The 23,966-nt window shown below is 25.1% G+C and carries 25 protein-coding genes; 4 read left to right on the top strand and 21 right to left on the bottom strand.

What is annotated here, in order from left to right; all coding sequences use genetic code 11:
• Positions 1 to 785: 785 nt before the first annotated feature.
• The 3 genes from HMPREF1092_RS00410 to HMPREF1092_RS00400 are packed head-to-tail and all read right to left on the bottom strand — an operon-like array spanning position 786 to position 2,575.
• A complete protein-coding gene (locus HMPREF1092_RS00410) occupies positions 786 to 1,388 on the bottom strand; it encodes a TlpA family protein disulfide reductase (protein ID WP_002596599.1) in 603 nt (200 codons plus the stop codon).
• Positions 1,389 to 1,397: 9 nt separating this feature from the next.
• Positions 1,398 to 2,036 (bottom strand): cytochrome c biogenesis CcdA family protein, encoded by a 639-nt coding sequence (locus HMPREF1092_RS00405; RefSeq protein WP_051070330.1) that lies wholly within the window; start codon positions 2,034 to 2,036, stop codon positions 1,398 to 1,400.
• Positions 2,037 to 2,074: 38 nt separating this feature from the next.
• Entirely contained in the window at positions 2,075 to 2,575 is a 501-nt protein-coding gene (locus HMPREF1092_RS00400) for a hypothetical protein (protein ID WP_002596597.1), read from the bottom strand.
• A gap of 205 nt (positions 2,576 to 2,780) precedes the next feature.
• On the opposite strand from HMPREF1092_RS00400, the gene HMPREF1092_RS00395 reads away from it, so the two are divergent.
• A complete protein-coding gene (locus HMPREF1092_RS00395) occupies positions 2,781 to 3,095 on the top strand; it encodes a GntR family transcriptional regulator (RefSeq protein WP_002596596.1) in 315 nt (104 codons plus the stop codon).
• A 25-nt stretch (positions 3,096 to 3,120) separates the two neighbouring features.
• Here the strand turns inward: HMPREF1092_RS00395 and nagE (HMPREF1092_RS00390) are convergent, their stop codons facing one another.
• The gene (nagE, locus tag HMPREF1092_RS00390; protein WP_002596595.1) at positions 3,121 to 4,539 is read right to left on the bottom strand and encodes an N-acetylglucosamine-specific PTS transporter subunit IIBC; all 1,419 of its coding nucleotides are present in this window, start codon (positions 4,537 to 4,539) and stop codon (positions 3,121 to 3,123) included.
• 440 nt (positions 4,540 to 4,979) lie between these two features.
• Between nagE (HMPREF1092_RS00390) and HMPREF1092_RS00385 the strand changes: the two genes are divergently transcribed.
• Complete coding sequence (locus HMPREF1092_RS00385; protein ID WP_002596594.1) at positions 4,980 to 5,471, top strand: PTS sugar transporter subunit IIA; 492 nt, start codon at positions 4,980 to 4,982, stop codon at positions 5,469 to 5,471.
• Positions 5,472 to 5,708: 237 nt separating this feature from the next.
• On the opposite strand, the gene nagE (HMPREF1092_RS00380) is transcribed toward HMPREF1092_RS00385, so the two are convergent.
• The 4 genes from nagE (HMPREF1092_RS00380) to HMPREF1092_RS00365 form a co-directional block, all read right to left on the bottom strand.
• Entirely contained in the window at positions 5,709 to 7,109 is a 1,401-nt protein-coding gene (gene nagE / locus HMPREF1092_RS00380; RefSeq protein ID WP_002596593.1) for an N-acetylglucosamine-specific PTS transporter subunit IIBC, read from the bottom strand.
• Positions 7,110 to 7,506: 397 nt separating this feature from the next.
• Entirely contained in the window at positions 7,507 to 8,361 is an 855-nt protein-coding gene (gene glcT, locus HMPREF1092_RS00375) for a glucose PTS transporter transcription antiterminator GlcT (protein ID WP_002596592.1), read from the bottom strand.
• A gap of 21 nt (positions 8,362 to 8,382) precedes the next feature.
• Complete coding sequence (locus HMPREF1092_RS00370) at positions 8,383 to 9,312, bottom strand: GNAT family N-acetyltransferase (RefSeq protein ID WP_002596591.1); 930 nt, start codon at positions 9,310 to 9,312, stop codon at positions 8,383 to 8,385.
• Between the two features lie 348 nt (positions 9,313 to 9,660).
• Positions 9,661 to 10,422, bottom strand: coding sequence for a tRNA threonylcarbamoyladenosine dehydratase (locus HMPREF1092_RS00365; protein WP_002596590.1), 762 nt, complete (start codon positions 10,420 to 10,422; stop codon positions 9,661 to 9,663).
• Positions 10,423 to 10,605: 183 nt separating this feature from the next.
• Here HMPREF1092_RS00365 and HMPREF1092_RS00360 point away from each other — a divergent pair, with 183 nt between their 5' ends.
• The gene (locus tag HMPREF1092_RS00360) at positions 10,606 to 11,301 is read left to right on the top strand and encodes a 5'-methylthioadenosine/adenosylhomocysteine nucleosidase (RefSeq protein WP_002596589.1); all 696 of its coding nucleotides are present in this window, start codon (positions 10,606 to 10,608) and stop codon (positions 11,299 to 11,301) included.
• A gap of 44 nt (positions 11,302 to 11,345) precedes the next feature.
• Here HMPREF1092_RS00360 and HMPREF1092_RS00355 read toward each other — a convergent pair whose 3' ends face one another.
• From HMPREF1092_RS00355 to HMPREF1092_RS00335, 5 genes are read right to left on the bottom strand one after another with little or no spacing between them, the layout of a single operon-like run.
• Entirely contained in the window at positions 11,346 to 12,503 is a 1,158-nt protein-coding gene (locus tag HMPREF1092_RS00355) for a hypothetical protein (protein WP_002596588.1), read from the bottom strand.
• On the bottom strand, positions 12,504 to 13,754 hold the full coding sequence (locus HMPREF1092_RS00350) for a hypothetical protein (RefSeq protein ID WP_002596587.1): 1,251 nt from the start codon (positions 13,752 to 13,754) through the stop codon (positions 12,504 to 12,506).
• Between the two features lie 4 nt (positions 13,755 to 13,758).
• Positions 13,759 to 14,628 (bottom strand): ABC transporter ATP-binding protein, encoded by an 870-nt coding sequence (locus HMPREF1092_RS00345; protein WP_002596586.1) that lies wholly within the window; start codon positions 14,626 to 14,628, stop codon positions 13,759 to 13,761.
• Complete coding sequence (locus HMPREF1092_RS00340) at positions 14,629 to 15,372, bottom strand: hypothetical protein (protein WP_040413587.1); 744 nt, start codon at positions 15,370 to 15,372, stop codon at positions 14,629 to 14,631.
• Positions 15,365 to 15,916: an RNA polymerase sigma factor gene (locus HMPREF1092_RS00335; RefSeq protein WP_002596584.1), complete on the bottom strand. Its 552-nt coding sequence runs from the start codon at positions 15,914 to 15,916 to the stop codon at positions 15,365 to 15,367. Before HMPREF1092_RS00335 ends, HMPREF1092_RS00340 begins: the two co-directional genes overlap by 8 nt.
• A 148-nt stretch (positions 15,917 to 16,064) precedes the next feature.
• Between HMPREF1092_RS00335 and HMPREF1092_RS00330 the strand changes: the two genes are divergently transcribed.
• Positions 16,065 to 16,334, top strand: coding sequence for a hypothetical protein (locus tag HMPREF1092_RS00330; protein WP_002596583.1), 270 nt, complete (start codon positions 16,065 to 16,067; stop codon positions 16,332 to 16,334).
• 190 nt (positions 16,335 to 16,524) lie between these two features.
• On the opposite strand, the gene HMPREF1092_RS00325 is transcribed toward HMPREF1092_RS00330, so the two are convergent.
• From HMPREF1092_RS00325 to HMPREF1092_RS00295, 8 genes are all read right to left on the bottom strand, one after another.
• Positions 16,525 to 16,932 carry a hypothetical protein gene (locus tag HMPREF1092_RS00325; protein WP_002596582.1) on the bottom strand — a complete coding sequence of 136 codons (408 nt, stop codon included), beginning with the start codon at positions 16,930 to 16,932 and terminating at the stop codon, positions 16,525 to 16,527.
• A gap of 101 nt (positions 16,933 to 17,033) precedes the next feature.
• Complete coding sequence (locus tag HMPREF1092_RS00320; RefSeq protein ID WP_002596581.1) at positions 17,034 to 17,210, bottom strand: response regulator; 177 nt, start codon at positions 17,208 to 17,210, stop codon at positions 17,034 to 17,036.
• Between the two features lie 187 nt (positions 17,211 to 17,397).
• On the bottom strand, positions 17,398 to 17,562 hold the full coding sequence (locus tag HMPREF1092_RS17020; RefSeq protein ID WP_002596580.1) for a hypothetical protein: 165 nt from the start codon (positions 17,560 to 17,562) through the stop codon (positions 17,398 to 17,400).
• A gap of 19 nt (positions 17,563 to 17,581) precedes the next feature.
• Positions 17,582 to 18,877, bottom strand: coding sequence for an acetyl-CoA hydrolase/transferase family protein (locus tag HMPREF1092_RS00315; RefSeq protein WP_002596579.1), 1,296 nt, complete (start codon positions 18,875 to 18,877; stop codon positions 17,582 to 17,584).
• Between the two features lie 256 nt (positions 18,878 to 19,133).
• Positions 19,134 to 20,996: a glycoside hydrolase family 13 protein gene (locus HMPREF1092_RS00310; RefSeq protein ID WP_051070314.1), complete on the bottom strand. Its 1,863-nt coding sequence runs from the start codon at positions 20,994 to 20,996 to the stop codon at positions 19,134 to 19,136.
• Positions 20,997 to 21,156: 160 nt separating this feature from the next.
• The gene (locus HMPREF1092_RS00305; protein ID WP_002596577.1) at positions 21,157 to 21,474 is read right to left on the bottom strand and encodes a hypothetical protein; all 318 of its coding nucleotides are present in this window, start codon (positions 21,472 to 21,474) and stop codon (positions 21,157 to 21,159) included.
• A 181-nt stretch (positions 21,475 to 21,655) separates the two neighbouring features.
• A complete protein-coding gene (locus HMPREF1092_RS00300) occupies positions 21,656 to 22,897 on the bottom strand; it encodes a DUF1015 domain-containing protein (RefSeq protein WP_002596576.1) in 1,242 nt (413 codons plus the stop codon).
• A gap of 158 nt (positions 22,898 to 23,055) precedes the next feature.
• Positions 23,056 to 23,964: a D-2-hydroxyacid dehydrogenase gene (locus HMPREF1092_RS00295; protein WP_002596575.1), complete on the bottom strand. Its 909-nt coding sequence runs from the start codon at positions 23,962 to 23,964 to the stop codon at positions 23,056 to 23,058.
• Between the last annotated feature and the right edge of the window lie 2 nt (positions 23,965 to 23,966).

Genomic DNA, 23,966 nt, shown 5'->3' with positions numbered 1-23,966 from the left:
TAATCTTTTAGCTCTTAAAACTTACTTATAAAAGAATTGCTGGTTTAAGTTTGCTTATATATTATTCTGTTCAATTTTCAAAGACCATTTTTTCTCATCGCTTTTGGCGACTTGTTTAGTTTAATATCTAATTTAAATATTGTCAACACTTTTTTTAAATGCTCAAAATATTTTAATTAACTATCAAATCTTAAGTTCAAATCACTTTGTTTATGTGCTTGTCCTTAAGACATTTATTACTATAACACCTTTTTTAAATTATATACTTTTATTTTAATCTTATTTTTTTAAATAATTTCAATTTACTAATTATATCTATTTTTTTCGACAAAATTCTATTCATGATACACTAGGAAGAGTATAAATACTTTTTCTTTATCTCATTCATTTTTTATTAAATTATAATACTTATTTTGTTCACTTATTATAATATATATCATTTTTATATCAATTAATATTTTTCTTATTGAATTAAAATATTTTATTTTTTTGAAGTTTTAACATAATCAAATTTTGATATTATTATTTTAAATATAAAAATCTAAATCATTTTATATCCATATAAATATATATTTTTATATCAATTAAATTTTTATATCAATTAATTTTTTTATATCAATATAAAATAAATATATATATATCAAGTTCTAAAATTATAATTTAAATTTGATTTTATAAATTTTCATATCTTTATTATTTTTTATCTCATAATCTTATTCTAAAAAATAAATTATATTTAGTATAAAAATAAACCTCATGTTTTAGTTGCATGAGGTTTTAAAATTCTATTCTTTTTTAAACTCTTCCATTTGTGAAAAATCCATAGCACCACTTCTGTAATTTGTTATTTCTCCTTCTTTATTTATAATAACTGAAGTTGGTAAATATCTTGATTTGTATTTTAGTGAAATATCTGAATTAGTATCTAATAACACTTCAAAATTATAATTGTGTTCTTTAATATAACTCATCACTTTTTCTTTAGATTCTCCAACATTTATTGTAAGTATAACAAAGTCCTTATCATTTTTATATTTTTGATATAACTTTTCTATATCAGGCATTTCTAATTGACAAGGAGGACACCATGTTGCCCAAAAATTCAAGAATATTTCTTTTCCTTTAAATTGTGAAAGAGATATTTTTTCTCCTTTAATACTTTCTAAAGTAAAGTCAGGTGTTTCTCCTATTGGATTTGTACTTTGAACTTCAAGATCCTTTGGCTTAACATCCCAATTTTCTTCGTTTATATTTCCATTGTTTATAGAGCTACTATACTCTGTATTATTTATGTCTTCTTGTGCTTTTTTCTTTAACGATTCTCTATAAATCTGAACTCCTCCAATTATGAAAAATATCACTATTATTCCTATTATTATTTTTTTCATTATTACCCCCTAAGAAAGTATTCCTATAAATACTACTAATTTATTAGTAATCATAAGTATACCTATTATTATCATTAAAATTCCTGTTATTTTTTTTATAAGGCTCATGTATTTGTATATATATTTTCTAACAAATATAAATTTATCTATTAATAATGCACATAATATAAATGGAACTCCTAGTCCTAATGAATAAAACCCTAACATAAATATTCCATTTAAATTTGCATTTGTTGAAGTATAAACTATTATACTTCCTAGAATAGGTCCAACACATGGAGTCCATCCTGCTGAAAAGGCAATTCCCATTATAAATGGACCTAAATCATTTAATTTATTAAATAATCTTTTTTCTTTGTACAAGCTTCCAACTTTTATTATCTCTAATGTATATATTCCAAATAGAATTATAATTATCCCTGATATTATCCTAAACAAATTAATATTATTTTGAAATAATTTTCCCAAAGCAGTTGCTGAGGCTCCCATTATAATAAATACAAATGTAAAGCCACATACAAATAAAATACTTCTTATTAAGACTATATCTTTTCTTTTATCTTGTTTAGTTAAAACATTAATATATGCTGGTATTAATGGCAAAACACATGGTGATAGAAATGATACTACACCTGCAAAAAACGCCATAAATATACTTATATGCTTCAATCCCCTTACCTCTCTTATCAAATATATCTTATATCTTCTAATATAAGATTATTTTTTTCTGCAATATCTTTATATATTTTTTCTTTATTTTTATCTTTAAAAAATAATATAAACTTTTTATTATAATTTCCCCATATAGTAACTTCATTTTTTATATAAAATGAACTAAATAAAATTTCTTCTAATGAAAGTTTTAATATTATCTCTAAAAATTTTTCTTCTATATTATAAAAAAATAATTCTTCTGAATATTTTTCTTTTATTTCTTTTAAATACAGCTTTTCTTCATATTCTAAAACATTTATCATTCTTTCAAATGCTATATCATTTATTTTATTACCATAATAATCTACTATTAATTCATTATCTAACTCTAATAAGAAATTTTTAAAGTTTACCACTGAAGTTTCATCAGATTTTAAAGTCAATATTCCATTATTAAAACTTTTAAGTCCTTCATTTATATCTTCAATATATAATATGTTTTCTTTCACATCTTCTAATCTTAAATTTTTCAAGTATATCCCCCTTTCATTTTCCATATATTTACATTTTTACTTTTTTAATATATACTTATGTTAAAATCATTATATATTATTTCAAAAGGAGGTGAAACTGTTACAAAACAATTTTATTGTTCTGATAACAGTAAATTAACTGCTTAACTTAAATCCAAATGAATTTGAACCTATTTATATTCAAATTAAAAATCAAATTATAAATATGATAGCTAATGGTGATTTAAAGGAAGGAGAAGCACTTCCCTCTGTTAGAGTTTTAGCTTCTTATCTAGATGTTAATATGCATACAGTAAATAAGAGTTATTCTATATTAAAAAAAGATGGATTTATAAAAATAGAACCAGGTAAAGGTGCCTTTGTAAATCTAAATCTTAATAAATCTAACAATGAATTTAAAGAGTCTTTAAAGTCCTTTATAAATTCTCTTGGAGCAGAATGCTTTATTAGAGGTATTAGTAAAGATGAATTGATTAATATAGTTAATGAAGAATTTCCTTTATACCCATTAAAAAAATAAAGAGAGCTAAAAGCTCTCTTTGTTTTTACATTACTTTTTTAATATGAGTTACTAGTGGATCTGCTAAAGTTCCAAAAATAACTTGAACATTTTTAGAATCTAATTTCATAACTCCACTTGCACCTAATCTTTTTAACTCTGCTTCATTTAATTTATTTGCATCTACTGCTACTAATCTTATTCTTGTTACACAAGCATCTATATTTTCTATGTTTTCTTTTCCACCTAAAGCTTCAAGTACATATTTTGCTTTTTCTTCTATAGATGAAGCTTTTGTTACTTTTACTTTTTCTTTCATTTGTCCTTCATCTTCTAAAATATCTCCATCTATTTCTCTTCCTGGTGTCTGAATATTAAATTTAATAATAGCAAAATAGAAAACTAAGAAGTATATTATTGCAAATATTACTCCTATTAGTAAAAGGAATAGTGGTTTTGTTGATATTCCATAACTTAATATATAATCCAAAAATCCTGCCGAAAATCCAAATCCCATTTTAATTCCTAATAAATTTGTAACTGCTAAAGATAAACCAGTCATTATTGCATGGAATCCATATAATACTGGTGCTAAAAACATAAATGCAAATTCAATAGGTTCTGTTATTCCAGTTAAAAATGATGTTAATGCTAAACCTAATAACATCCCAGTAACTGCTTTTCTTTTTTCTTTTTTAGCAGCTAATATCATTGCTATACATGCTGCTGGTAATGCAAACATCATTATTGGATAAAATCCAGTAGTATAAACTCCAGCAGTAGGATCTCCAGCATAAAATCTTGCTATATCTCCATGAACTCCTGTAAGTGGATTTGTATATGTTCCAAATTCAAACCAAAATATTGTATCTAAAACATGATGTAATCCAAAAGGTATAAGTAATCTATTTAATACACCAAATATAAATGCTCCAATAGCCCCTGCTGATGCTAAGCTATTTCCAAATCCATTAATTCCATTTTGAATTATTGGCCAAACTTGCCCTGCTATTAATCCTAATATTAAGCAAATCAAAGATGTTATTATTGGGACAAAACGTTTCCCTCCAAAAAATCCTAAAAATTGTGGTAGTTGTATATCTATAAACTTATTATATAAAAGTCCAGCAATTATACCTACTATAATTCCAGCTAAAACTCCCATATTTATTGTTTTATTAAATGAAGTTGCTACATCAGTAAGTACAAAATATCCTACTACTGCAGCTAGCCCAGAAACTCCATTATTTTCTTTTGCCAATCCTATTGCTATTCCTACTGCAAATAATATTGGTAAATGATCAAATATAGTTTTTCCAGCTATATTCATCCAAGGAATATTTAATATATCCGGTGCTCCTAATCTTAATAAAAGTGCTGCTGCTGGCAAACACGCAACCGGAGTCATTAAAGCTTTTCCTAGCTTTTGTAAAGAACCTAAAATTTTGCTATTTCCCCTAGCCATAAATTTACCTCCAAAAATATATATTCAATCGTCACTTCCAAATTTCGGCTAATAAAAAAAGCTGAAAAAGATACCTCTTGTATATCCTTTTCAGCTAATGCCTATTTTTGGTTACACGCCGATTACTTTAATTTTAGTAACATTATATTAATATTTTAGTCGAACTTTGTCAAATTTTTATTTTTGAAAACCTTTATTTTTTCTATTATAAACCTATGTTGGTTAAATAAACTTAATATTTTATAATAAGTTTCTATTTTATTAAAACTTTGTTCATTTTATTATTGACAATTTAACTATCTAATTTTATAATTAGATTAACGTGTTACTGAGTAATAGTCAGGCATAAGTTCTTTTCTTAGAAGACTTATGTCTTTTTTTATATAAATTTGCCTTAAGTAAAAATAATTATTATAGATATGAAAAGAGAGGATTTTAATATGTTTGGATTTTTCAAAAAAAACAAAAAAGATAGCGAATTAAGTCTAATTGCTCCTGCAACTGGAAAAATAGTGCCTATATCAGAAATACCTGATCCTGTATTTGCTCAAAAAATGGCTGGAGATGGTATTGGAATAGATGTAACTGGAGATACAATTGTTGCCCCTGCTGATGGAACTGTATCTTTAATTTTTAAAACTAAACATGCATTTGCTATGACATTAAATAATGGAATTGAATTATTAGTTCATGTTGGATTAGAAACTGTTGCTTTAAATGGTGAAGGTTTTGAACAATTAATAGAACAAGGAACTACTGTAAAAGCTGGAACTCCAATTTTAAAAATAGATAGAGAACTTATAAAAAGCAAAGGATGCCCACTAGTTACTCCTGTTCTTATCACAAATGTTGATGCTACTAAGAGCTTAACTCCTATCGCTAATGGAGATGCTGTTGCTGGTCAAACATCTATTATTGAATATACAGTTTAATTAACATATTTAAAGAGATATCAAATTTGATATCTCTTTTATTTATGCTAAAAATTTATAATATCTATTTCTAATTTTATTTTTTTATTTCTAAAATAAATTTATTAATAAAAATAGGAGTTATCTTATTGATAACTCCTATAAATTTATTCAGAAAAGATATTTTTTTATCAGGGTTTGGCACTTTTAAGGGAACTAAAATGTTAAATATCTTTTCCTTTTTCAAACTATAAAGTATTAATTCATTATTTTTTTCATTCTTGAAACTAGTGGATCTGCTAGTGTTCCTACTATAACTTGAATATTTTTATTATCTAATCTCATAACTCCACTAGCTCCAATATTTTTAAGTTCTTCTTCATCTATTATTGTTGAATCATTTAATGTTAATCTTATTCTTGTAATGCAAGCATCTAAAGATTCTATATTTTTGGGACCTCCTAATGCTTCTAAAATTCTTTCAGCTTTATCATCAATATCTGTTTTTGCAATTAAAGAAGAGACTTGTCCTTCATCTTCTAATGCATCATCATTTTCTCTACCTGGTGTTGGTAAATTAAATTTCTTTATTACAAAATAGAATACTACAAAATATATTGCTGCGAATACTAACCCTACTAAAGCTATAGTTATAGGTCCTTTTGATATTCCAAAGCTTAATAAATAATCAATAAGTCCTGCTGAAAATCCAAATCCCATTGCTAAATCTAATATATTGGCTACTGCTAAGGCTATCCCTGTCATTATTGCATGGAATCCATATAATACTGGTGCTAAGAACATAAATGTGAACTCTATTGGTTCTGTGATTCCTGTTAAGAATGCTGTGAATGCTATACTTAAAAGCATTCCTGTAACAGCTTTTCTTTTACTTTTTTTAGCTGCTGCTATCATAGCTATACATGCTGCTGGTAATGCAAACATCATTATGAAATAGAATCCTGTCATATAAGTCCCAGCAGTTGGATCTCCTGCAAAAAATCTTGCTATATCACCTTTAACCAATTCTCCAGTAGCTGGATTTGTAAAAGTTCCAAATTCAAACCAAAATATTGTATTTAACACGTGATGTAACCCAAATGGTATAAGTAATCTATTAAGAATACCGAATACTCCTGCTCCTACAGCTCCTAATGCAACCATTTGATTTCCAAATCCATTTATTCCATCTTGAATTTCTGGCCATATAAAACCAGCAATAACTCCAATAATCATACATATAACAGAGGTTACTATTGGTACAAAACGCTTTCCTCCAAAGAAGCCGAGAAATTGTGGTAATTGAATATCTTTAAATTTATTATAGAGATATCCTGCTACTACTCCAGCTATAATACCAGCTAAAACTCCCATGTCTATCTTATCATTAAAAGAAATGGCAACATTTTTAATTGTAAAATAGCCAACTGCTGCTGCAAGTCCTGCAACACCATTATTTTCTTTAGCTAATCCTATTGCAATTCCGATTGCAAATATTATTGCTAAATTATCGATAATAGCTGATCCCGCTTGACTCATCCATGCTATGTCTAAAACATCTGGAGCTCCTAACCTTAGTAAAAGTGCTGCCGCAGGCATACAAGCAACAGGAGTCATTAAAGCTTTTCCTAGCTTTTGTAAAGAACCTAAAATTTTCATAAATTCTTCCCCCTTTTATAAGCATGTCACCCTTTTAAATAAAAAAAGCTAGAAAGAACTAAAAGATATACTTCTTTTAGACCTTTCTAGCTAATGCCCATTATATTGTAAAACGGTTACACGCTATTAATTAATTCATTATTATTTTCTTCTATTACATTATATTATTATCTAAAAAAAATTACAACCATTTTTTTGAATTTTTTTTATTTTTTTTTAAAATTCTATGAGTAATTCTCTTATATATAATGCTTAAATAGATAAAAACTATTTCTCATATTTTAAATACTATTCTATGAATTTTATTACTTTCATTAATATTAATAAAAGATTTGTTTATTAATATTTCTACTAAAAAAGGTAAAGAATTTATTTTTAATTCTTTACCTTTTAGTATCTATTTATCAAATGATACTTTAAATCTTTCTATATGCATTGCTATATATGCTATTTCATCTTCACTAACTTCAGTGTTTAATTCTTTTGATAGTATTTTACCAATTTCTTCTGAAATTTTATATGATTTTTTGTATTTTGATTTTATAATTCCTCTTAAATCATTTTCAATCGGATTTTTAGTTATTATTCTTTCTATAGCAAATCTCATATGAGTTAAAAACCTTGCATAATCTAAAGATCTTCTCTTTACTTGTATATTTAACTCATCCTCAACATATTTTATTATAAGATTTCCTAAATAACTATATTTAACTGTATTAGATAGCTTGCCATTATTTCTAGCTGAATGTATATGAAGAGCAATAAATCCAATTTCACCATCTGGGATATTTACTCCAATTTCTTTTTCTATTCTTCTAGCTGCTTTCTCAGCTAAATAAAAATCTAATGGATATAATGTTTCTATCTCGATTAAAAATGGGTTTTGTATTTCTTCTTTACTTTCTAACCTTTTTATTGCAAAAGATAAATGATCAACTAACCCTATATGAATATTCTCACTTAATTCCTCATCTATCTCCTCTGATATATCATAAATTATTTCTTCAAATAAAGCTAAAAGCTTTTCATCAGTTCTTTCTATTACTTTATTGAAATTTTGTATATTTTGTTCATTTTCAATTATGAATATTTTCTCAACTTCTGTTCCCTTTTTTATCATGGCTCCAATTTTTTTACCAAATCCTATCCCTTTTTCAAATAATATTTTTTCTCTCCCACTAGATTTAACTAATATTATATTATTGTTAAATACTTTTACTAATACCATATCATTTTTAAGAGATATTTTCATTTTTTCACCACCTACCATAGATTATTTAACTTTATAAAATGTTATATGATCTTCCCAAATTCCATTTATGAATAAATATTTTTTATTTATTCCCAATTCTTCAAAACCACAACCTAATAAAACATTTTTAGATCTTTCATTTCTGACTAAAGCTGAAGCTTCTATTCTATGTAGATCTAAATCATTAAAAGCATATTCAACAATTAATTTAACTGCTTCTTTCATATAACCTTTTCCTTGAAAATCTTCATCAATAGAATATCCTAAAATTCCACTTTTAAACACACCATATACTATATTAGATAATCTTATTTTTCCGATTATTTTATTATCTTTAATTATCCCTAACTCATATGATGTCCCATTTAAAAATTGCTTATAACTTTCATTTAATAAACTTTGTTGTGTTTCTAAAGTATAGAAATCTTTATCTCTAGAAGGCTCAAATTTTTCTAAATGTTTCTTATTCTTATTATAATAGTTTAAAATTTCTTCCGAATCGTTTGGAGTTAAATTTCTTAAGTATATATTTTCTCCTTGTAATTTTATTATAGGTTCGCAATTTTTATATCTGAAATCTTCTCTATTTATTCCAAACATTAAATCACTTCTCCTACTTCCATTCAAAATTGCATTATCTGAAATTATTCCTTCCAAAATAAATCCAATGTCTAAAAACGGAGATAATTTAATCCCCTCATTAATTATTATATTTACTTTATAAACTTTTTTATCCTTAAAAGTGGCACTTAATATTAGCTCTAAAGTTTCTCTTAATAAATTATAGTCATCTTCTCTATAAAATTTAAGCTTAACATCACATTTTTGGTTTTCATGATTCATATCTTTAATTTCGAATCTTCCTATGCTTATATTATTTTTATCCCTTATAATATATTCAGTTTTACTCCCACCACTTAAGGATATATTTACATTATTTTTCAATGACATAATCCTATCTCCTAAGCTAATTTTCTTATAAGACTATTATATATTATGGTAAAGTTATTACAAGACTTTACAATCATAAATTTAGGGCTGACTCAAAAGAAATTTTGAATCAGCCCTGTCTTTTTTTATCAAAATTTATCAATATATATTTTCATATCTAATCATTAAATATTAATTATCTTGATAAAGTTATACACAATTTTATCAACATGTTGTTAATAACTTTAAGTGATCACACTATATCTTGTATATATATTTTGTAGAATTTAATATTTTCTTGTTAATATTAATCACTATTGGTAAATTTAATGAATTTATTGTTTGTGGACAAGTAAAAGTTATCCACAATTATTTTTCTATTCCTAAAATTCCTTTTATAACTTCTCCACCAATTATCATTCCTGCTACTGGAGGAACAAATGAAATACTTCCCGGAATTTGTCTTTTTTCAGCACATTTTTTTGTTCCACCTGTACACACACACCCTGTTTTGCATGTTACAACATCTTCTGTTCTTGGTTTAGTTGGAAGTTCTTCTGAATAAACAACTTTTAATTTTTTAACTCCTCTTCTTTTTAACTCATATCTCATTACTTTTGCTAATGGACATACTTTTGTTTGGAATATATCTGCTACTTTAAATTGAGTTGGATCAAATTTATTTCCTGTTCCCATAGAAGCTATTATTTTTATATCATTTTCATAACAATATTTTGCAAGTGCAATTTTAGCTGAAACAGTATCTATCGCATCTACAACATAATCAACATCTTCTGGTATAAATTCTGCTACATTTTCTGGAGTAACAAAACTTTGGAAAGTTTGTACATTACATTTATGATTTATACTAAGTATTCTTTCTTTCATAACATCAACTTTTACTTTACTTATTGTGTTATATGTAGCATGAATTTGTCTATTTAAATTAGTTAAACAAACTGTGTCATCATCTACTAAAATTAAATTTCCAACACCAGCTCTAGTAAGAGCTTCAACTGTAAAACTTCCTACTCCTCCAACTCCAAATACTACAACTTTAGCTTTTTTTAATTTATCTAAACCTTCTTGGCCTACAAGTAATTCTGTTCTTGATAATGCATGTTGCGCCATTTCTTTTTCTCCTTTATGTGTAAAAATATTTTACCTTTATTTTATTTTATATTTTAACCATATACAAGAAATTTAATTTGTTTTTTATTTAATTAACTTTATATATGTTTACTTAATCTATTATTAATTTTATAATATTATTTAAGGCTTAAAAGCTTATATTTAAACTTGGAGGTACTTTTTATGGTTATAGGAATAATTAGCGCAATGAGCGAAGAGCTTGAACTTCTTTTAAATGATATGGAAATTGAAGAAAAAACACATAAAGCTAACATGACATTCCACAAAGGTAAAGTGTGGGGAAAAGATGTTGTTGCTGTTGTATCAGGAATAGGAAAAGTTAATGCAGCTGTATGTACTCAAATACTTATTTCAGAATATAAAGTTAACAGCGTTATAAATGTTGGAGTAGCTGGTGGAATAGGAAAAGACATATATCCTGGTGATGTAGTAGTAGCTGAAAATCTAGTACAACATGACATGGATACTACAGTTTTTGGAGATGCACATGGTCAAATTCCAAGACTTGATACATTTGATTTCACATGTGATAAGGAATTAGTTAGATTAGCTAAACTTGCATGTGATGAAATAAAAGAAATTAATACATTCTCAGGAAGAATAGTTTCAGGAGATCAATTCATAGCAAGTGTTGATAAAATAAAATGGCTTGAAAGTGAATTTGGTGCTGCTGCATGTGAAATGGAAGGAGCTAGTATAGCACATGTTTGTTATTTAAACTCAATTCCATTTGTAATAATCAGATCAATTTCTGATAATGCAAATAATGGTGCTCACATGGACTATGAAAAATTCATTCCAATTGGAGTTAAAAATTCAACTACAATATTAAAAGCTATGATAGAAAAAATAGATTAATAAAAAAAGCTACAGAAAAATTTTTATTTTCTGTAGCTTTAAAACTAATATAAAATATCTCTTTTTTTAATACTTTTTTTAATTCTTAATGCTAGTATTATTCCTAAAGCAATTAATATTATAGGTAATCCTATTACTATAATTTGAATACGATATAAAAGTAAGAAATCATTTATAACAACTTTTTCTGATATAAAAATTAATACTGCACAAGATGGAACCCCTATACTTAACACATGAATATAATTTTTCCCCATATTAGATATAAACATTGTTAGTAATCCTGTTGATATTGCTATTATATAAATAATAATTATAGTTAAAATTATATATTGAAGATATTTTATGTCTATTATATATTCATATGAAAAAATACTATTTATGTTTGTATTAAAAAATTCTGACGTACCATTTGAAATAAAATATATTAAAAGGCTTGTTCCTAATATTACTGTAGTTAATATTATAGATGAAATTAATCCTGCAATAATTTTTTTATTAATTATTTTTCTTCCTATATTACTTGAATATTGAATATAATCTACACCTAATGATTTATCTTTTATAAATACAGAACCTAGTGCAAACATTATAGATGCTATAATGATTAGTGATATACCTCCAATATATACATTATAATTACGTATAATATCATCATATATTATAGGTTGAGGTCTACTATATATTTCTTTATATCGATTCTTAAACCATTCAGGTTTATTTTCAATTTGATCTGAGCCTTTATTATTATATCTTTCTATTATATAATCTATAGCATTTAAATACCAAAACTCTTTTGAATTTTTATTAAACATTATATGTTCATACAATTTAGTAATATCACTTTTATCCTTAGGCTCATCAAATAATCCATCTTCTGCTTCAGTCTTTAATTTTGAATAAGATTCTATACCTAACTTTTTCGCCTCTTCATTATTACTTAAATATTTATCAGCCAATTTTATCTTTTCATTTCTAAAATTAGTTTTAAAATCTTTAAACTCATCTTTATCTAAAGTGTTTCCATATTTAAGTTGCATTTCTTTCATTACTTCATATATACCAGTAGCAGGCTGACCATTTGGAAAATACTCTACATAAGAGCTTGGGAAAATTTTATACAATATTCCTATTCCTAAAATCAATATAAATATTGTTTTTAAATTAAATATCTTTTTTATCTCATTTAATATAATTCTCATTTATATATCCTCTTTTTTAAATTTTCTACTTGAAATTTTATATCCTATAGTTAATATAAATATCCATAAAATAATAGTAATTATTTCAAAATATTTTGTTGGTATAACTGTACTAAATAATGTAAATGAAAACTGAATGTTATGAATAAGAGTAATAGGAGTAAATGTAGCAATAGTCTTTAATAAAAAACTAAAATTAATAATACTTGGATTTAAATATATAATTCCATAAAATAACGCAAATACAAAAAATGTTATATATGTGTTTTTAAATTTTCTGCTGAATATTCCAGTTATTATTGAAATCATAATATTTACTATATAAATAACCCCTATATTTAAAATTAAAAATTCTTTTACAGTAAGGTTATACCAACTTAAATGTGGCCATATTGAACCCCAATTAAAAATACTATCTATTGAACTATTAAACACTCTTGAGTAATCAAATACCGTGAAAAATATTGAAAGTGGTATTACTAATAATATAGTTATAAAAATTATTGAACATATTATTGAAGCCCAAAGCTTTTCTTTTTCTCCTCTTCCTTTTTTACATGAATATACTAAGTGGCTTGTATTATTTTCAAATTCATAGTTGTATAGAAAACTTGTAAGAATAAGTACTATAATAACTCCTTGCACAAAAATATTTTCTAATATATCTTTAAATAAATTTCTATGCATTCCATATGAGCTTTCATTAAAAAAGAAAGTCATATTTTCATTGTTATTTTTTATTTCCTCAAGTCTTTTTGCAAAGTTTTCATTACCCTCTAAATATAATTTTTTATCTATACCTGTTAAATTCAATTTAGCTACAGTCTCTTCCGCTTTAGATAAAATATCTATCTTATTATACTTAGTTTCTAATCCTTCTATACTTAAGTAATAATTTTCAATTATTGATGCTTCAAATATATAATCTAATTCATCTTGTGAAAATTTACTTGTATCATTTAAAATTTTCAAGGCTTCTTCTAATGTTTTAAAATTTGAATTTGTCTTCCTATTTATTATTTCTATCGCTTTCAAACTTTCATTTTCTGAAAATACTTTAAGCTCTTGTTTACTATTATCATTAATTTCTAACCCTACTTTATCTATTATTTTATTTAATAGATTTACATCATTCTTCATATAACTCATATTCACTATATTTAATATATTAAAAGCTAGAAATACTATTAATAATCCCCAAAGTATTTTTGTCTTTAAAACTTTTTCTATTTCAAATTTCAATATCCTCATATTTTTATTCCTCTATAGATTTTTCATTATATTCATAAAGGAATATGTCTTCTAAATTTGGTTCTACTTCTACCCAATTTTCTTTTTTTTCTTTTGCAATAAATCTTAATTTAACTTTATCTCCATCTCTTTTTTCTGATAATGAAATATATTTTTTCTCAAACTCAACCATTTCCTTAAATTCAATTCTTGCTTCAAAAACTTTTCCTTTTATAGTTTTACATATGTTTTCTATACTATCTTTAAACAAAATATTTTTGTTTTTTATCATTATAATTTCATCTGCTATAAACTCTATATCTGAAACTATGTGTGTTGATACTATTACTATTTTATCTTTAGATAAACTACTTAAAAGATTTCTAAACCTAACTCTTTCCTTTGGATCTAAACCAGCTGTTGGTTCATCTAATATAAGTATCTTAGGATTATTTAAAAGAGCTTGTGCTATTCCTACTCTTTGAATCATTCCACCTGAAAACTTTTTAAGTTTCTTATCCTTTACTTCGGATAATGCAACTAATTTTAATAGCTCATCTACTCTATTTTTAGCTTCATTTTCATCTATTCCTTTTAGAGCTGCTATATATAAAAGAAATTTTTCTGCTGTGTAATTTTTATAATACCCAAATTTCTGTGGCAAATATCCTATAATATCCCTATATTTAGAATCAAGCTTTACTATGTCTTCTCCATCATAAAGAATCTCTCCTTTAGTTGGGAAAATAAGAGTTGTAAGTAGTTTTATTAATGTAGTTTTTCCTGCTCCATTTGGGGCTAAAAGTCCATAAACTCCATTTTGAAATTCTAAATTAATATCTTCTAACACTGTATAATCTCCAAAAGTTTTATTTAAATTATTGATTATTAACATCTATATATCTCCCTTATCTCTTCTCAAATTAATCAAATTTTTAAGATTTTTTATATAAAACACTATAGCTCCTACTGCTATAAAAAAGTGTATCCATATAGGCATCTTTAAAAATATTAAATTTCCTATTTTATTACTAGAAAAACTTATCCATAAATTTATTCCTATCCATAAAACAATATAAATATATTTTCCTAATTTCCATTTTGCTTTAGTTATTATAAAAATCATTATGCTTGAAAATAAAAATACTCCTGAAATTGATATTATTGATAGCCTAACAAATCCTATATTTTTTCCGAGCAAACTTATTAAACCTATTACAAAAACATTTATTAATGCTCCTATTATTGAAAATACAAATATTCTAAAAGTGGCAATTTGATATATGTTATATTTACATGTAATTTCTATTTCCAGCATATTATTTTCCTTAGACTTTACTAAACTGTATAAAGACATAGATAAATATATAATTGGTAAAAATAAAAATGTAATTCCATAGAATTCTTTAATTCTATTAACGCTAGATAAATCAAAGTTATATCCAATTAAAGTTAAAGCCAATGTTAAAACTACTCCTAACATTATTAGTTCTAATTTATCTATAAAAATAATATTTAACCCCAAAGTATTTTTCATTCTTTTTAAATATTTAAAAAAGTTTTCTTTCTCTTCTATTCCTTCATTAACTATTTCTTCAATATCAAAATCAGGAATATTTATATCCTCAAATTTATCCATATATCTTATCACCAACTTCCTTTTTTAATTTTTTTATTGAACTATAATACTTAGTTTTAACTGTTGATTCACTTAAAGAAATTAACTCACTAATTTCTTTAAAAGTCATTTCACCAAAAAATTTAAGTCTAAATATTTGCTGTATATTGCTTTCAAAACTATTTACTACGTTTAATATTTCATTTAATTTTTCTTTTTGAATTATTTCTTTTTCGATATTGATAGAATCTCTAAATTCAAACTCTTCTATATCTGTAATCTTAGTAGTATGCTTGTACTCTTTTGACCTATAGTAATCTATAATCTTATTACTAGAAATTTTATAAAGCCAAGTTTTAAAAGAAGATTTAGAAGAATCAAAATTTCTTATACTTCTTAACATGCTAATAAATATTTCTTGTGTTAAATCTTTAGATAATTCTTCACATGAAACTTGCCTATAGACATACACATATATACTTTTATAATAGAGTTTTATAAGTTTGTTAGCAGATTCTTTATCACTTTTCTCTCTAACTAGCTTTATTAGCATTTCTTCTTTCATTTGTTATCTCCTTTTTTATAGCTACATACATATATTCGTAAACCAAATAAAAATAGTTTTAAATTTTACAAAAAAATCTTTTTTATATTTATTTTTCCTTTTTTCTTTTATAATATAATTATCTACAAAAGAAAAGAGGTTTTTAATTATGGTTGATATGAGCAACTTTATAGATTTTACTTTTATAAAGCTTAAACGTCTTTCAGTAGGAGAAGGTGTATGTCTTTTAACTTTTAAAAAGGATAGAAAAGTTACTATAATAAAAGATGAATCTACTTATACTCTTTATGAAGATGGATTTTTTCAAGAAACATTTTCTAATTTAGATGATAAAAAACTAAAAAAACTTTTAAAGTCTATGATAAAAAAAGAATTTCCTAGAAGTAACAGAGTTCATTTAACTTTAGTTAATTCTTAGGAAGCATATTATTAAATTTAACATATATATTGAAGATAATAATCATATAAAAAGTCTTTTAAAAATAATAATAGATATATATCTATTATTAAAAATAAAAACCACACACTATTTTAATATAGATGTGTGGTTTAAAATTAAGTTATAAAAAATGTATTTTTAATTGAATGCTTAGATTTTATAAATTATTTCAATCTGTTATATTTCTTTTTGCTGTTAAATACGTTATTGCAAAATATCTACCGTAAATAACTAATATTACTATCATCGCTATAATTATATTTTTCATTATATTAATATCACCAAACATAGAAGCTACTTTTGAAGCTACTTTTAAACCTACAATCGAATGTATTATAGCTAGTGATATTGGCAATAAGAAATAAATTCTTATTTGCCTAAATAATGATTTATTTATCATATTTTCATCTACACCAATTTCTTTTAAGACTTTATATCTTTCTTTATTATCTATAGAATCAGTTAGTTGTTCTATAGCTGCTGCCATAATAAATATTAATCCTATATAAATTCCTAAATAAGCATAAGTTAATCCTATACCTTCTGAATTAGCATATACTTCGCTTTTAGTTATCATATAAAATCCTTTTTGGTTTATTTTAAAATCTTTAAGTTTATCTATATTAACATCTTTCTTAAAATTTATATTTACCTTAGTATTAACTGGTTTTAATTCATTTAATATGGTAGATTTATATCTAATAAAATTATGTCTGGACTTTCTTTAAATACTTCTTCAAGTATGTTTTCAAAATCTATAGAAAAACTTACATTGTAATTATATTTCTTTAAAAAAGAAGTTAATTCATTTCTTATTTTTTCGTCATCTTCTATAATAAAAATTTTACCACTCATTATATTATCCCTTTTTATTAAAATTTTATATAATTATACCATAAATATTTTATTATTTTTACACAGTTAAAAGGAGTGCTTTTATACACTCCTTTTAATAAAACTAATTTTTAATATTATGATATTTTTATTTTAAAATTTATTATTAAGTCATTATCTACAATATTTAACTATTACTATTATTAAATTAATCTCCCATTATTTCACTTGCTGTTTGTATTACATTATCAATATAATAATCTGCAATATAACTTGCTACTCCATCAGAATAATGAGTACTTTCTATTAATGCTTGTATATTTTTTAATTGTTTGCTCATTTTAAGCATTTGCCTTTCCATCTCTTTATCCATTTTTACCACCTCTTATTTTTTATATTAATTTATTTTCTATTGCACTTTTTCTAAGTTCATCTCTAAATTTAGGATGTGCTATTTTTATTAAACTTTCAGCTCTATCTCTTATACTTTTTCCTGTTAAATTAGCAATTCCATATTCAGTTACAACATAATCTACATCATTTCTAGAAAAAGATATAGCTGAACCTGGCTTATGTCCTATACATATAGTTGAAATTGTGTCATTTTTAACTGTAGATTTTAATGCTATTATTGATTTCCCATCTTCTGACATAAAAGCTCCTATTCCAGTATCACTTTGTCCACCTGTTCCACTATATTGAGTAAGTCCAAAACTTTCAGAAGAACATTGACCTGTTAAATCAACTGCCAACGCAGTATTTATAGAAACCATCTTTTTATTTTGAGCTATTACATATGGGTTATTTACATAAGAACATCTCTTTAACTCTACACAAGGATTATCATCTAAAAAGTCATATAACTTTTGACTTCCTAATGCAAATGTTCCTACTATCTTATTTTTATGAAGGGTCTTTTCACTATTTGTTATTGCACCTGAATTAAACAAATCTACTATTCCTTCAGTAATCATTTCTGTATGAACACCTAAGTTTTTCTTTGCTTTAAGTGCTTCAGCTACAGCATTAGGTATTCCCCCAATTCCTAATTGAATAGTTGAACCATCTTCTACTAAATCCGCAATGTATTTTCCTATTATATGTTCTTTTTCACAAGGCTTCTTAATTGGTAATTCTGGTATTTTATAATCACTTTCTATTAAATAATCAACTTCACTTATATGAATTTGAGTATCTCCATGTACTCTAGGTAAATTTTTATTTACTTCTAATATTACTATATCTGCATTTTCTATATTTTCTCTTTCATAAACCAAAGATAATGATAATGAGAAAAATCCATGCTTATCCATTGGTGAAACTGCTCCAACAAAAATATTTGGTTTTCTATATTTAAGCCTTCTAGTTGCTGAATATCTTAAATGAGTTGGAATATATGAACAAAGCTCAACCTCTTGTGCTTGTCTTGCAGGACCTCCCATAAATAATGATTCATTAAAAAAATGTCCTCTCATTAATTCATTAGTATTATATTCATATTTATTCAAACTCAACATTGTTATAATATTAACATTTTCCACCCTATTTTTAATCTTATGTAGGCTATTTAAAAATTTTTGTGGCTCACAAGGACCAAGTGAACAGACTATTTCATCATTTGATTTCACTAAATTAATAGCCTCTTCTACTGTTATTAATTTTTCATTATAAGAATTTAAATATTCCATAAAAATCCCTCCAACACTTGAATTTAACTAAAAAGAGTCACGTATTTTCTATTTTCATTAGAAAATACGCAACTCTAATTCTCCTATGCGTAAAAATTTTTCGATTTTCTATATCTTTATTTTAACCCTATATTTAAGAATATTCTAGTCTAAAGGAAAACATTTACACATTGTTAAAAATTTAATTATCTTTCTATGAAAAAAGATAATTATCATAAATTTTGATATCAATTTTATGATAATTATCAAGACTTCATTAATTCAATATTACTTTAAATTCATAAGCATTTAGATTTAACTTATCTGTAAGCTCTACATTTTCTAATTTAAACAAATCTTTTCCTTTAGAATTTTTTAGATATTCAGGTAATTTAACTTCAGCTTTATCATTTGAATTATTTATTATTATAGTTATATTTTCTTTTCTATAAATCAAAATATCACTATCTTTTTTAGCTTGTATCCAATCAATATTAACTGAAGAAATTTGTTTGTATTCTTTTTTTATACTAATTATCCTTTGTATGAATTTAAACATTTCTTTATCTTGCTTACTTTCATCCCATATCATACATCTTCTATGAAATTCTTGTCCCATTCCTTGGTTTCCTTCCATTCCTACTTCAGTTCCATAATATATACAAGGTGCTCCAACTTGCGTAAACATGAATAAGAATGCTAATTTCACCTTATCTTTATTTCCATTTGCCACAGTTAAAATTCTTGGAGTATCGTGACTATCTAATAAATTAAAAGTTGATTCAACTACTTGCATTGGATAATTAACTGATATTTGATTAATCATATATTTAAATTTTTCTGCATCTATATAATTTGTTATAAAGTAATCTTTTATAGCATCTCCAAGAGGATAATTCATTACTGCATCAAATTGATCTCCCATTAACCATGGTAATCCATCATGCCATACTTCTCCTAATATATAAGTTTCAGGATTAGCTAATAAAACTCTTTCTCTAAATTTTCTCCAAAATACATGATCAACTTCGTTACAAACATCTAGCCTCCATGCATCTATATTCATTTCTTTGCTCCAATACTCTGCTACATTTAATAAATAATCTACTACTTCTTTGTTTTCTGTATTTAATTTTGGCATTAAAGGTGTTCTTCCAAAAGTTTCGTAATTTAAATTTCTACCATCTAATTCTTCAAAAGGTTTATCTACTACAGGAAATTTATTTATATGGAACCAATCTTTATACTTTGATTTTTCTCCATTTAATATTACATCTTGCCATTGATATGAAAAATAGCCCATATGATTAAATACTGCATCTAGCATTATTTTAATTCCTTTTTTATGTGCTTTTTCCACTAACTCTTTAAAATCTTCTTTAGTTCCTAGTGCTGGATCTATCTCCATGTAATCTATAGTGTCATATCTATGATTTTGCGTTGCTTTAAAAATTGGACAAAAATATAATCCATTAATTCCAAGCTCTAAAAAATAATCTAATTTATTTATTATTCCTCTTAAATCCCCACCCATAAAATTATGTTCTGTTGGTTCAGTTCCCCAAGGCATAACATTCTTAGGATTTATAGATGAATCTCCATTATTAAATCTGTCCGGAAATATTTGATACCAAATAGTATCTTTAGCCCATTTTGGCGCTTTAGGCACGTCTATATTGTTTAAATATGGAAAGCAATAAAAATCATTTATTCTAGATAATATGCTCATATCATCTTTTGTTCCTAATTCATGAATCCTTTTCTCTGTATATAATATTTTTTCATTTTTTCCTTCTAATATAAATGCATATCTAGATCTCTTTTTTGGTGGCTTAAATTCTGCTATCCAGTGATCAAAATATTCAGTTTCAACTTCCTTTCTCATAGGATAAGTATTTCCTCCCGTCCATACTCCTCCAGTACTATTCATATTTCCACCATCACAACCACCTTTATCCCAATCATATGGATCTCCAATTCTTAATTCTGCTTTATTTATTTCACCTTTTTTAGTTTTTATTCTTAAATGAAGAGTATCTTTGTCATATCCATATGAATAATTACTTTTTGGTATATGATGTATAGCTTCTCTAGTTATTTTATTCTCACAAAAATTTTGAATCGATTCCAAAATAATCATCCCCTTATCAAATATTATCTAAATTATATCATCTATAAATTTAAGTCGTTGTATATTTAAAATATTTTTTGTATATTTCTTTTGTAAATTATTTTTATAATATATAAAATATTAAATTATAAAAAAAAGAACATCCTTAGATGTTCTTAAGAATAAATAATTATCTTAAACTATAGTTAAGAAATATTGTTACTCCAGCTATTATTATTCCGATTACTAATAATACAATAAGAATTATTAATATTATTTCTCCTACTGTATACGCATCTCCATTTCTCTTCTTATAACTAAGTTTACTGCTTATTGTTTTATGCTTTACTGGAGCCATTCTTTGCTTTTGTTTATAAGATATTTTTTTCATTTTCACCTTATCAATAGGTGTTACTTCTTTTTGTTGTAAGCTATATTGCATTTTAGCTGATTTTTCATATGTTTTACATTCATTAAATTTTATATTTTTTAAATCTACAACTTTCATCACTTGTTATCCTTATCCACTCTGTTTTTATTTATAATATAAATTATAACATTACTAATTGTTACAATTAATTTCACTTTTATTAATTTAAAACTTTTTTTTAATATTTTTATTAGAATCCTCTAGATATTTAAATCAAATCCATCATATTTAAATAATCTATATTAAATTTAAGTGAAATTTATAAATGATGTATAAATAACCCACTTCTAAGCTTTGGTTCAAACCAAGTTGATTTTGGTGGCATAACTTTTCCTATATCTGCAACTGCCATTATATCACTTATATCTGTTGGATACATTGAAAAACCTACTTGCATATCTTTATCTATTCTTTTATTTATTTCTTTTATTCCTCTTATCCCACCTATAAAATCTATTCTTTCTGATTTTCTAACATCTTCTATACCTAATATAGGTGTTAAAATATTTTCTTGAAGTATTGAAACATCCAATCTTTTAATTGGATCATTTTCATTAAAGCTTCCTTCTTTAGCTGAAATTTTATACCATTCTCCTTTTATACACATTCCAAAAGTGTGTTTTTCTGTTGGCTTAAATCCATCATTATTTTTACATTTTTCTATATTAAACTTTTCTGAAACTCTTTCTAAAAACTCATATTTAGAATGACCATTTAAATCTTTAACAACTCTATTATAATCCATGACCATTAAATCTTTATCTGGAAATGCAACAGCTAAGAAATAATTAAATTCTTCCTCTCCTGTATAATCTGGATTTTTCTCTCTTCTCATTAATCCAACTTTTGCAGCTGAAGCTGTTCTATGGTGTCCATCAGCTATATACATATATTTTATACCTTTAAATAATTCAACTATTTCTCTAACTATTATTGGATTATCTATTACCCATGTTATATGTCTTATTCCATCCTCTGCATAAAAATCATATTCAGGTTCTCTATTACTCCATGCATTTATAACAGCTGATATTATCTCATCTTCTCTATAAGTTAAAAAAATAGGTCCTGTGTTAGCATTACAATAATCTACATGATTTATTCTGTCTTGTTCTTTTTCTTCTCTTGTAAACTCATGTTTCTTTATAACATTATCTATATAATCATCTATTGATGCACAAAATACTAATCCAGTTTGAGCTCTCCCATCCATAATTTGTCTATATATATAAAGACAATCTGATTTATCTTGTATAAAATATTTTTTATCAATCATTTCTTTAAGATTATCTCTAGCTTTTTCATAAACTCTTTTATCATGTATATCAATATCTTTATCTAAGTCTATTTCAGCTTTATCAACATGTAAAAATGAGTATTTATTTCCTACAACTCTTTCTCTTGCTTCATCACTATCCATTACATCATAAGGAAGTGCTGCAATTTTTGATGCTAATTCTATAACCGGTCTTATTCCTTTAAAACCTTTTATTTTTGCCATAAAAAAACCTCCTATTTATATTTTAATTTTATTATAAATCTTTATTTAAATATTTTAGGGGCAAAGTATAAACCCTCATTCGTAATTTTTAAATCTAATAGATTTCAAAAGGTTTATGCTTTACCCCCAATTTTTAAACTATATTTCTATAGTTTAAGTTATATATTAAAGAAATTTTTTAATGTTTCCACAACTTCTTCACCTATTCTATTTTGTGCTTCATCTGTTGCTGCTCCAATATGGGGTGTAACACTAACTCTAGAATTATTTATAAGCTCTTTATTTGTTGTTGGTTCATTTTCAAAAACATCTATTCCTGCCCCTTTAATTTTGCCACTATTTAAAGCTTCTAAAAGAGCTTTTTCATCAACAACTTTTCCCCTAGCACAATTTATAATATATGATCCATCTTTAATAATGTTCAATTCATTTTCCCCAATTAACGCCCCTTTTTCTTTATCATATGGAACATGTAATGATATGAAATCTGAATTTTTAAGTACCTCTTCAAAGCTTAAAAATTCATAATTTAAATCTTCATGTTTTCCCTCCATAGTATAATATATTATTTTCATTCCCAAAGCATCAGCTTTCTTAGCTAAACTTCTTCCTATTCTCCCCATACCAATAATACCAAGTATTTTTCCTGACAATTCACTACCTTGATATAATTTTTTATTCCATTCTCCATTTCTCATAGTAAAATTTGATATTCCTATGAATCTTGATACTGCAAACATATGCCCTAAAGCAAGTTCTGCAACAGAATTTGAACTAGCATTAGGAGTATTTTTGACATCTATTCCTATACTTTGCGCATATTTTATGTCTATATTATCTATTCCTACTCCTGCTCTAATAGCTAATTTTAGCTTTCCACCTTTAGCCTCTTTTAAAACATCTTCTGTCAATTTTGTTGCTGATCTTATAACTACAGCATCAAATTCCTTTAATTTTTCCCCAAGTATTTCTTGATTAAAGTGTTGGTTTACTACTTCTATGCCTAGCTCTTTTAGTTTATCAATTGCTCCTGCTTGTAAACCATCATTTGTTAAAACTCTATACATTT

The sequence above is a fragment of the Clostridium thermobutyricum genome (assembly GCF_000371465.1).
Lineage (GTDB): Bacteria > Bacillota > Clostridia > Clostridiales > Clostridiaceae > Clostridium > Clostridium thermobutyricum.
Note: the sequence above shows the minus strand (reverse complement) of the source record. Positions and strands in the feature narration are given on the sequence as shown.

Bases quoted from the DNA above. Each gene is read 5' to 3' on its own strand.
- HMPREF1092_RS00410 (WP_002596599.1), bottom strand. From the start codon at position 1,388: ATGAAAAAAATAATAATAGGAATAATAGTGATATTTTTCATAATTGGA.
- HMPREF1092_RS00405 (WP_051070330.1), bottom strand. From the start codon at position 2,036: ATGGCGTTTTTTGCAGGTGTAGTATCATTTCTATCACCATGTGTTTTG.
- HMPREF1092_RS00395 (WP_002596596.1), top strand. From the start codon at position 2,781: ATGATAGCTAATGGTGATTTAAAGGAAGGAGAAGCACTTCCCTCTGTT.
- nagE (WP_002596595.1), bottom strand. From the start codon at position 4,539: ATGGCTAGGGGAAATAGCAAAATTTTAGGTTCTTTACAAAAGCTAGGA.
- HMPREF1092_RS00385 (WP_002596594.1), top strand. From the start codon at position 4,980: ATGTTTGGATTTTTCAAAAAAAACAAAAAAGATAGCGAATTAAGTCTA.
- nagE (WP_002596593.1), bottom strand. From the start codon at position 7,109: ATGAAAATTTTAGGTTCTTTACAAAAGCTAGGAAAAGCTTTAATGACT.
- glcT (WP_002596592.1), bottom strand. From the start codon at position 8,361: ATGAAAATATCTCTTAAAAATGATATGGTATTAGTAAAAGTATTTAAC.
- HMPREF1092_RS00370 (WP_002596591.1), bottom strand. From the start codon at position 9,312: ATGTCATTGAAAAATAATGTAAATATATCCTTAAGTGGTGGGAGTAAA.
- HMPREF1092_RS00365 (WP_002596590.1), bottom strand. From the start codon at position 10,422: ATGGCGCAACATGCATTATCAAGAACAGAATTACTTGTAGGCCAAGAA.
- HMPREF1092_RS00360 (WP_002596589.1), top strand. From the start codon at position 10,606: ATGGTTATAGGAATAATTAGCGCAATGAGCGAAGAGCTTGAACTTCTT.
- HMPREF1092_RS00355 (WP_002596588.1), bottom strand. From the start codon at position 12,503: ATGAGAATTATATTAAATGAGATAAAAAAGATATTTAATTTAAAAACA.
- HMPREF1092_RS00350 (WP_002596587.1), bottom strand. From the start codon at position 13,754: ATGAGGATATTGAAATTTGAAATAGAAAAAGTTTTAAAGACAAAAATA.
- HMPREF1092_RS00345 (WP_002596586.1), bottom strand. From the start codon at position 14,628: ATGTTAATAATCAATAATTTAAATAAAACTTTTGGAGATTATACAGTG.
- HMPREF1092_RS00340 (WP_040413587.1), bottom strand. From the start codon at position 15,372: ATGGATAAATTTGAGGATATAAATATTCCTGATTTTGATATTGAAGAA.
- HMPREF1092_RS00335 (WP_002596584.1), bottom strand. From the start codon at position 15,916: ATGAAAGAAGAAATGCTAATAAAGCTAGTTAGAGAGAAAAGTGATAAA.
- HMPREF1092_RS00330 (WP_002596583.1), top strand. From the start codon at position 16,065: ATGGTTGATATGAGCAACTTTATAGATTTTACTTTTATAAAGCTTAAA.
- HMPREF1092_RS00325 (WP_002596582.1), bottom strand. From the start codon at position 16,932: ATGATAACTAAAAGCGAAGTATATGCTAATTCAGAAGGTATAGGATTA.
- HMPREF1092_RS00320 (WP_002596581.1), bottom strand. From the start codon at position 17,210: ATGAGTGGTAAAATTTTTATTATAGAAGATGACGAAAAAATAAGAAAT.
- HMPREF1092_RS17020 (WP_002596580.1), bottom strand. From the start codon at position 17,562: ATGGATAAAGAGATGGAAAGGCAAATGCTTAAAATGAGCAAACAATTA.
- HMPREF1092_RS00315 (WP_002596579.1), bottom strand. From the start codon at position 18,877: ATGGAATATTTAAATTCTTATAATGAAAAATTAATAACAGTAGAAGAG.
- HMPREF1092_RS00310 (WP_051070314.1), bottom strand. From the start codon at position 20,996: ATGATTATTTTGGAATCGATTCAAAATTTTTGTGAGAATAAAATAACT.
- HMPREF1092_RS00305 (WP_002596577.1), bottom strand. From the start codon at position 21,474: ATGAAAGTTGTAGATTTAAAAAATATAAAATTTAATGAATGTAAAACA.
- HMPREF1092_RS00300 (WP_002596576.1), bottom strand. From the start codon at position 22,897: ATGGCAAAAATAAAAGGTTTTAAAGGAATAAGACCGGTTATAGAATTA.
- HMPREF1092_RS00295 (WP_002596575.1), bottom strand. From the start codon at position 23,964: ATGTATAGAGTTTTAACAAATGATGGTTTACAAGCAGGAGCAATTGAT.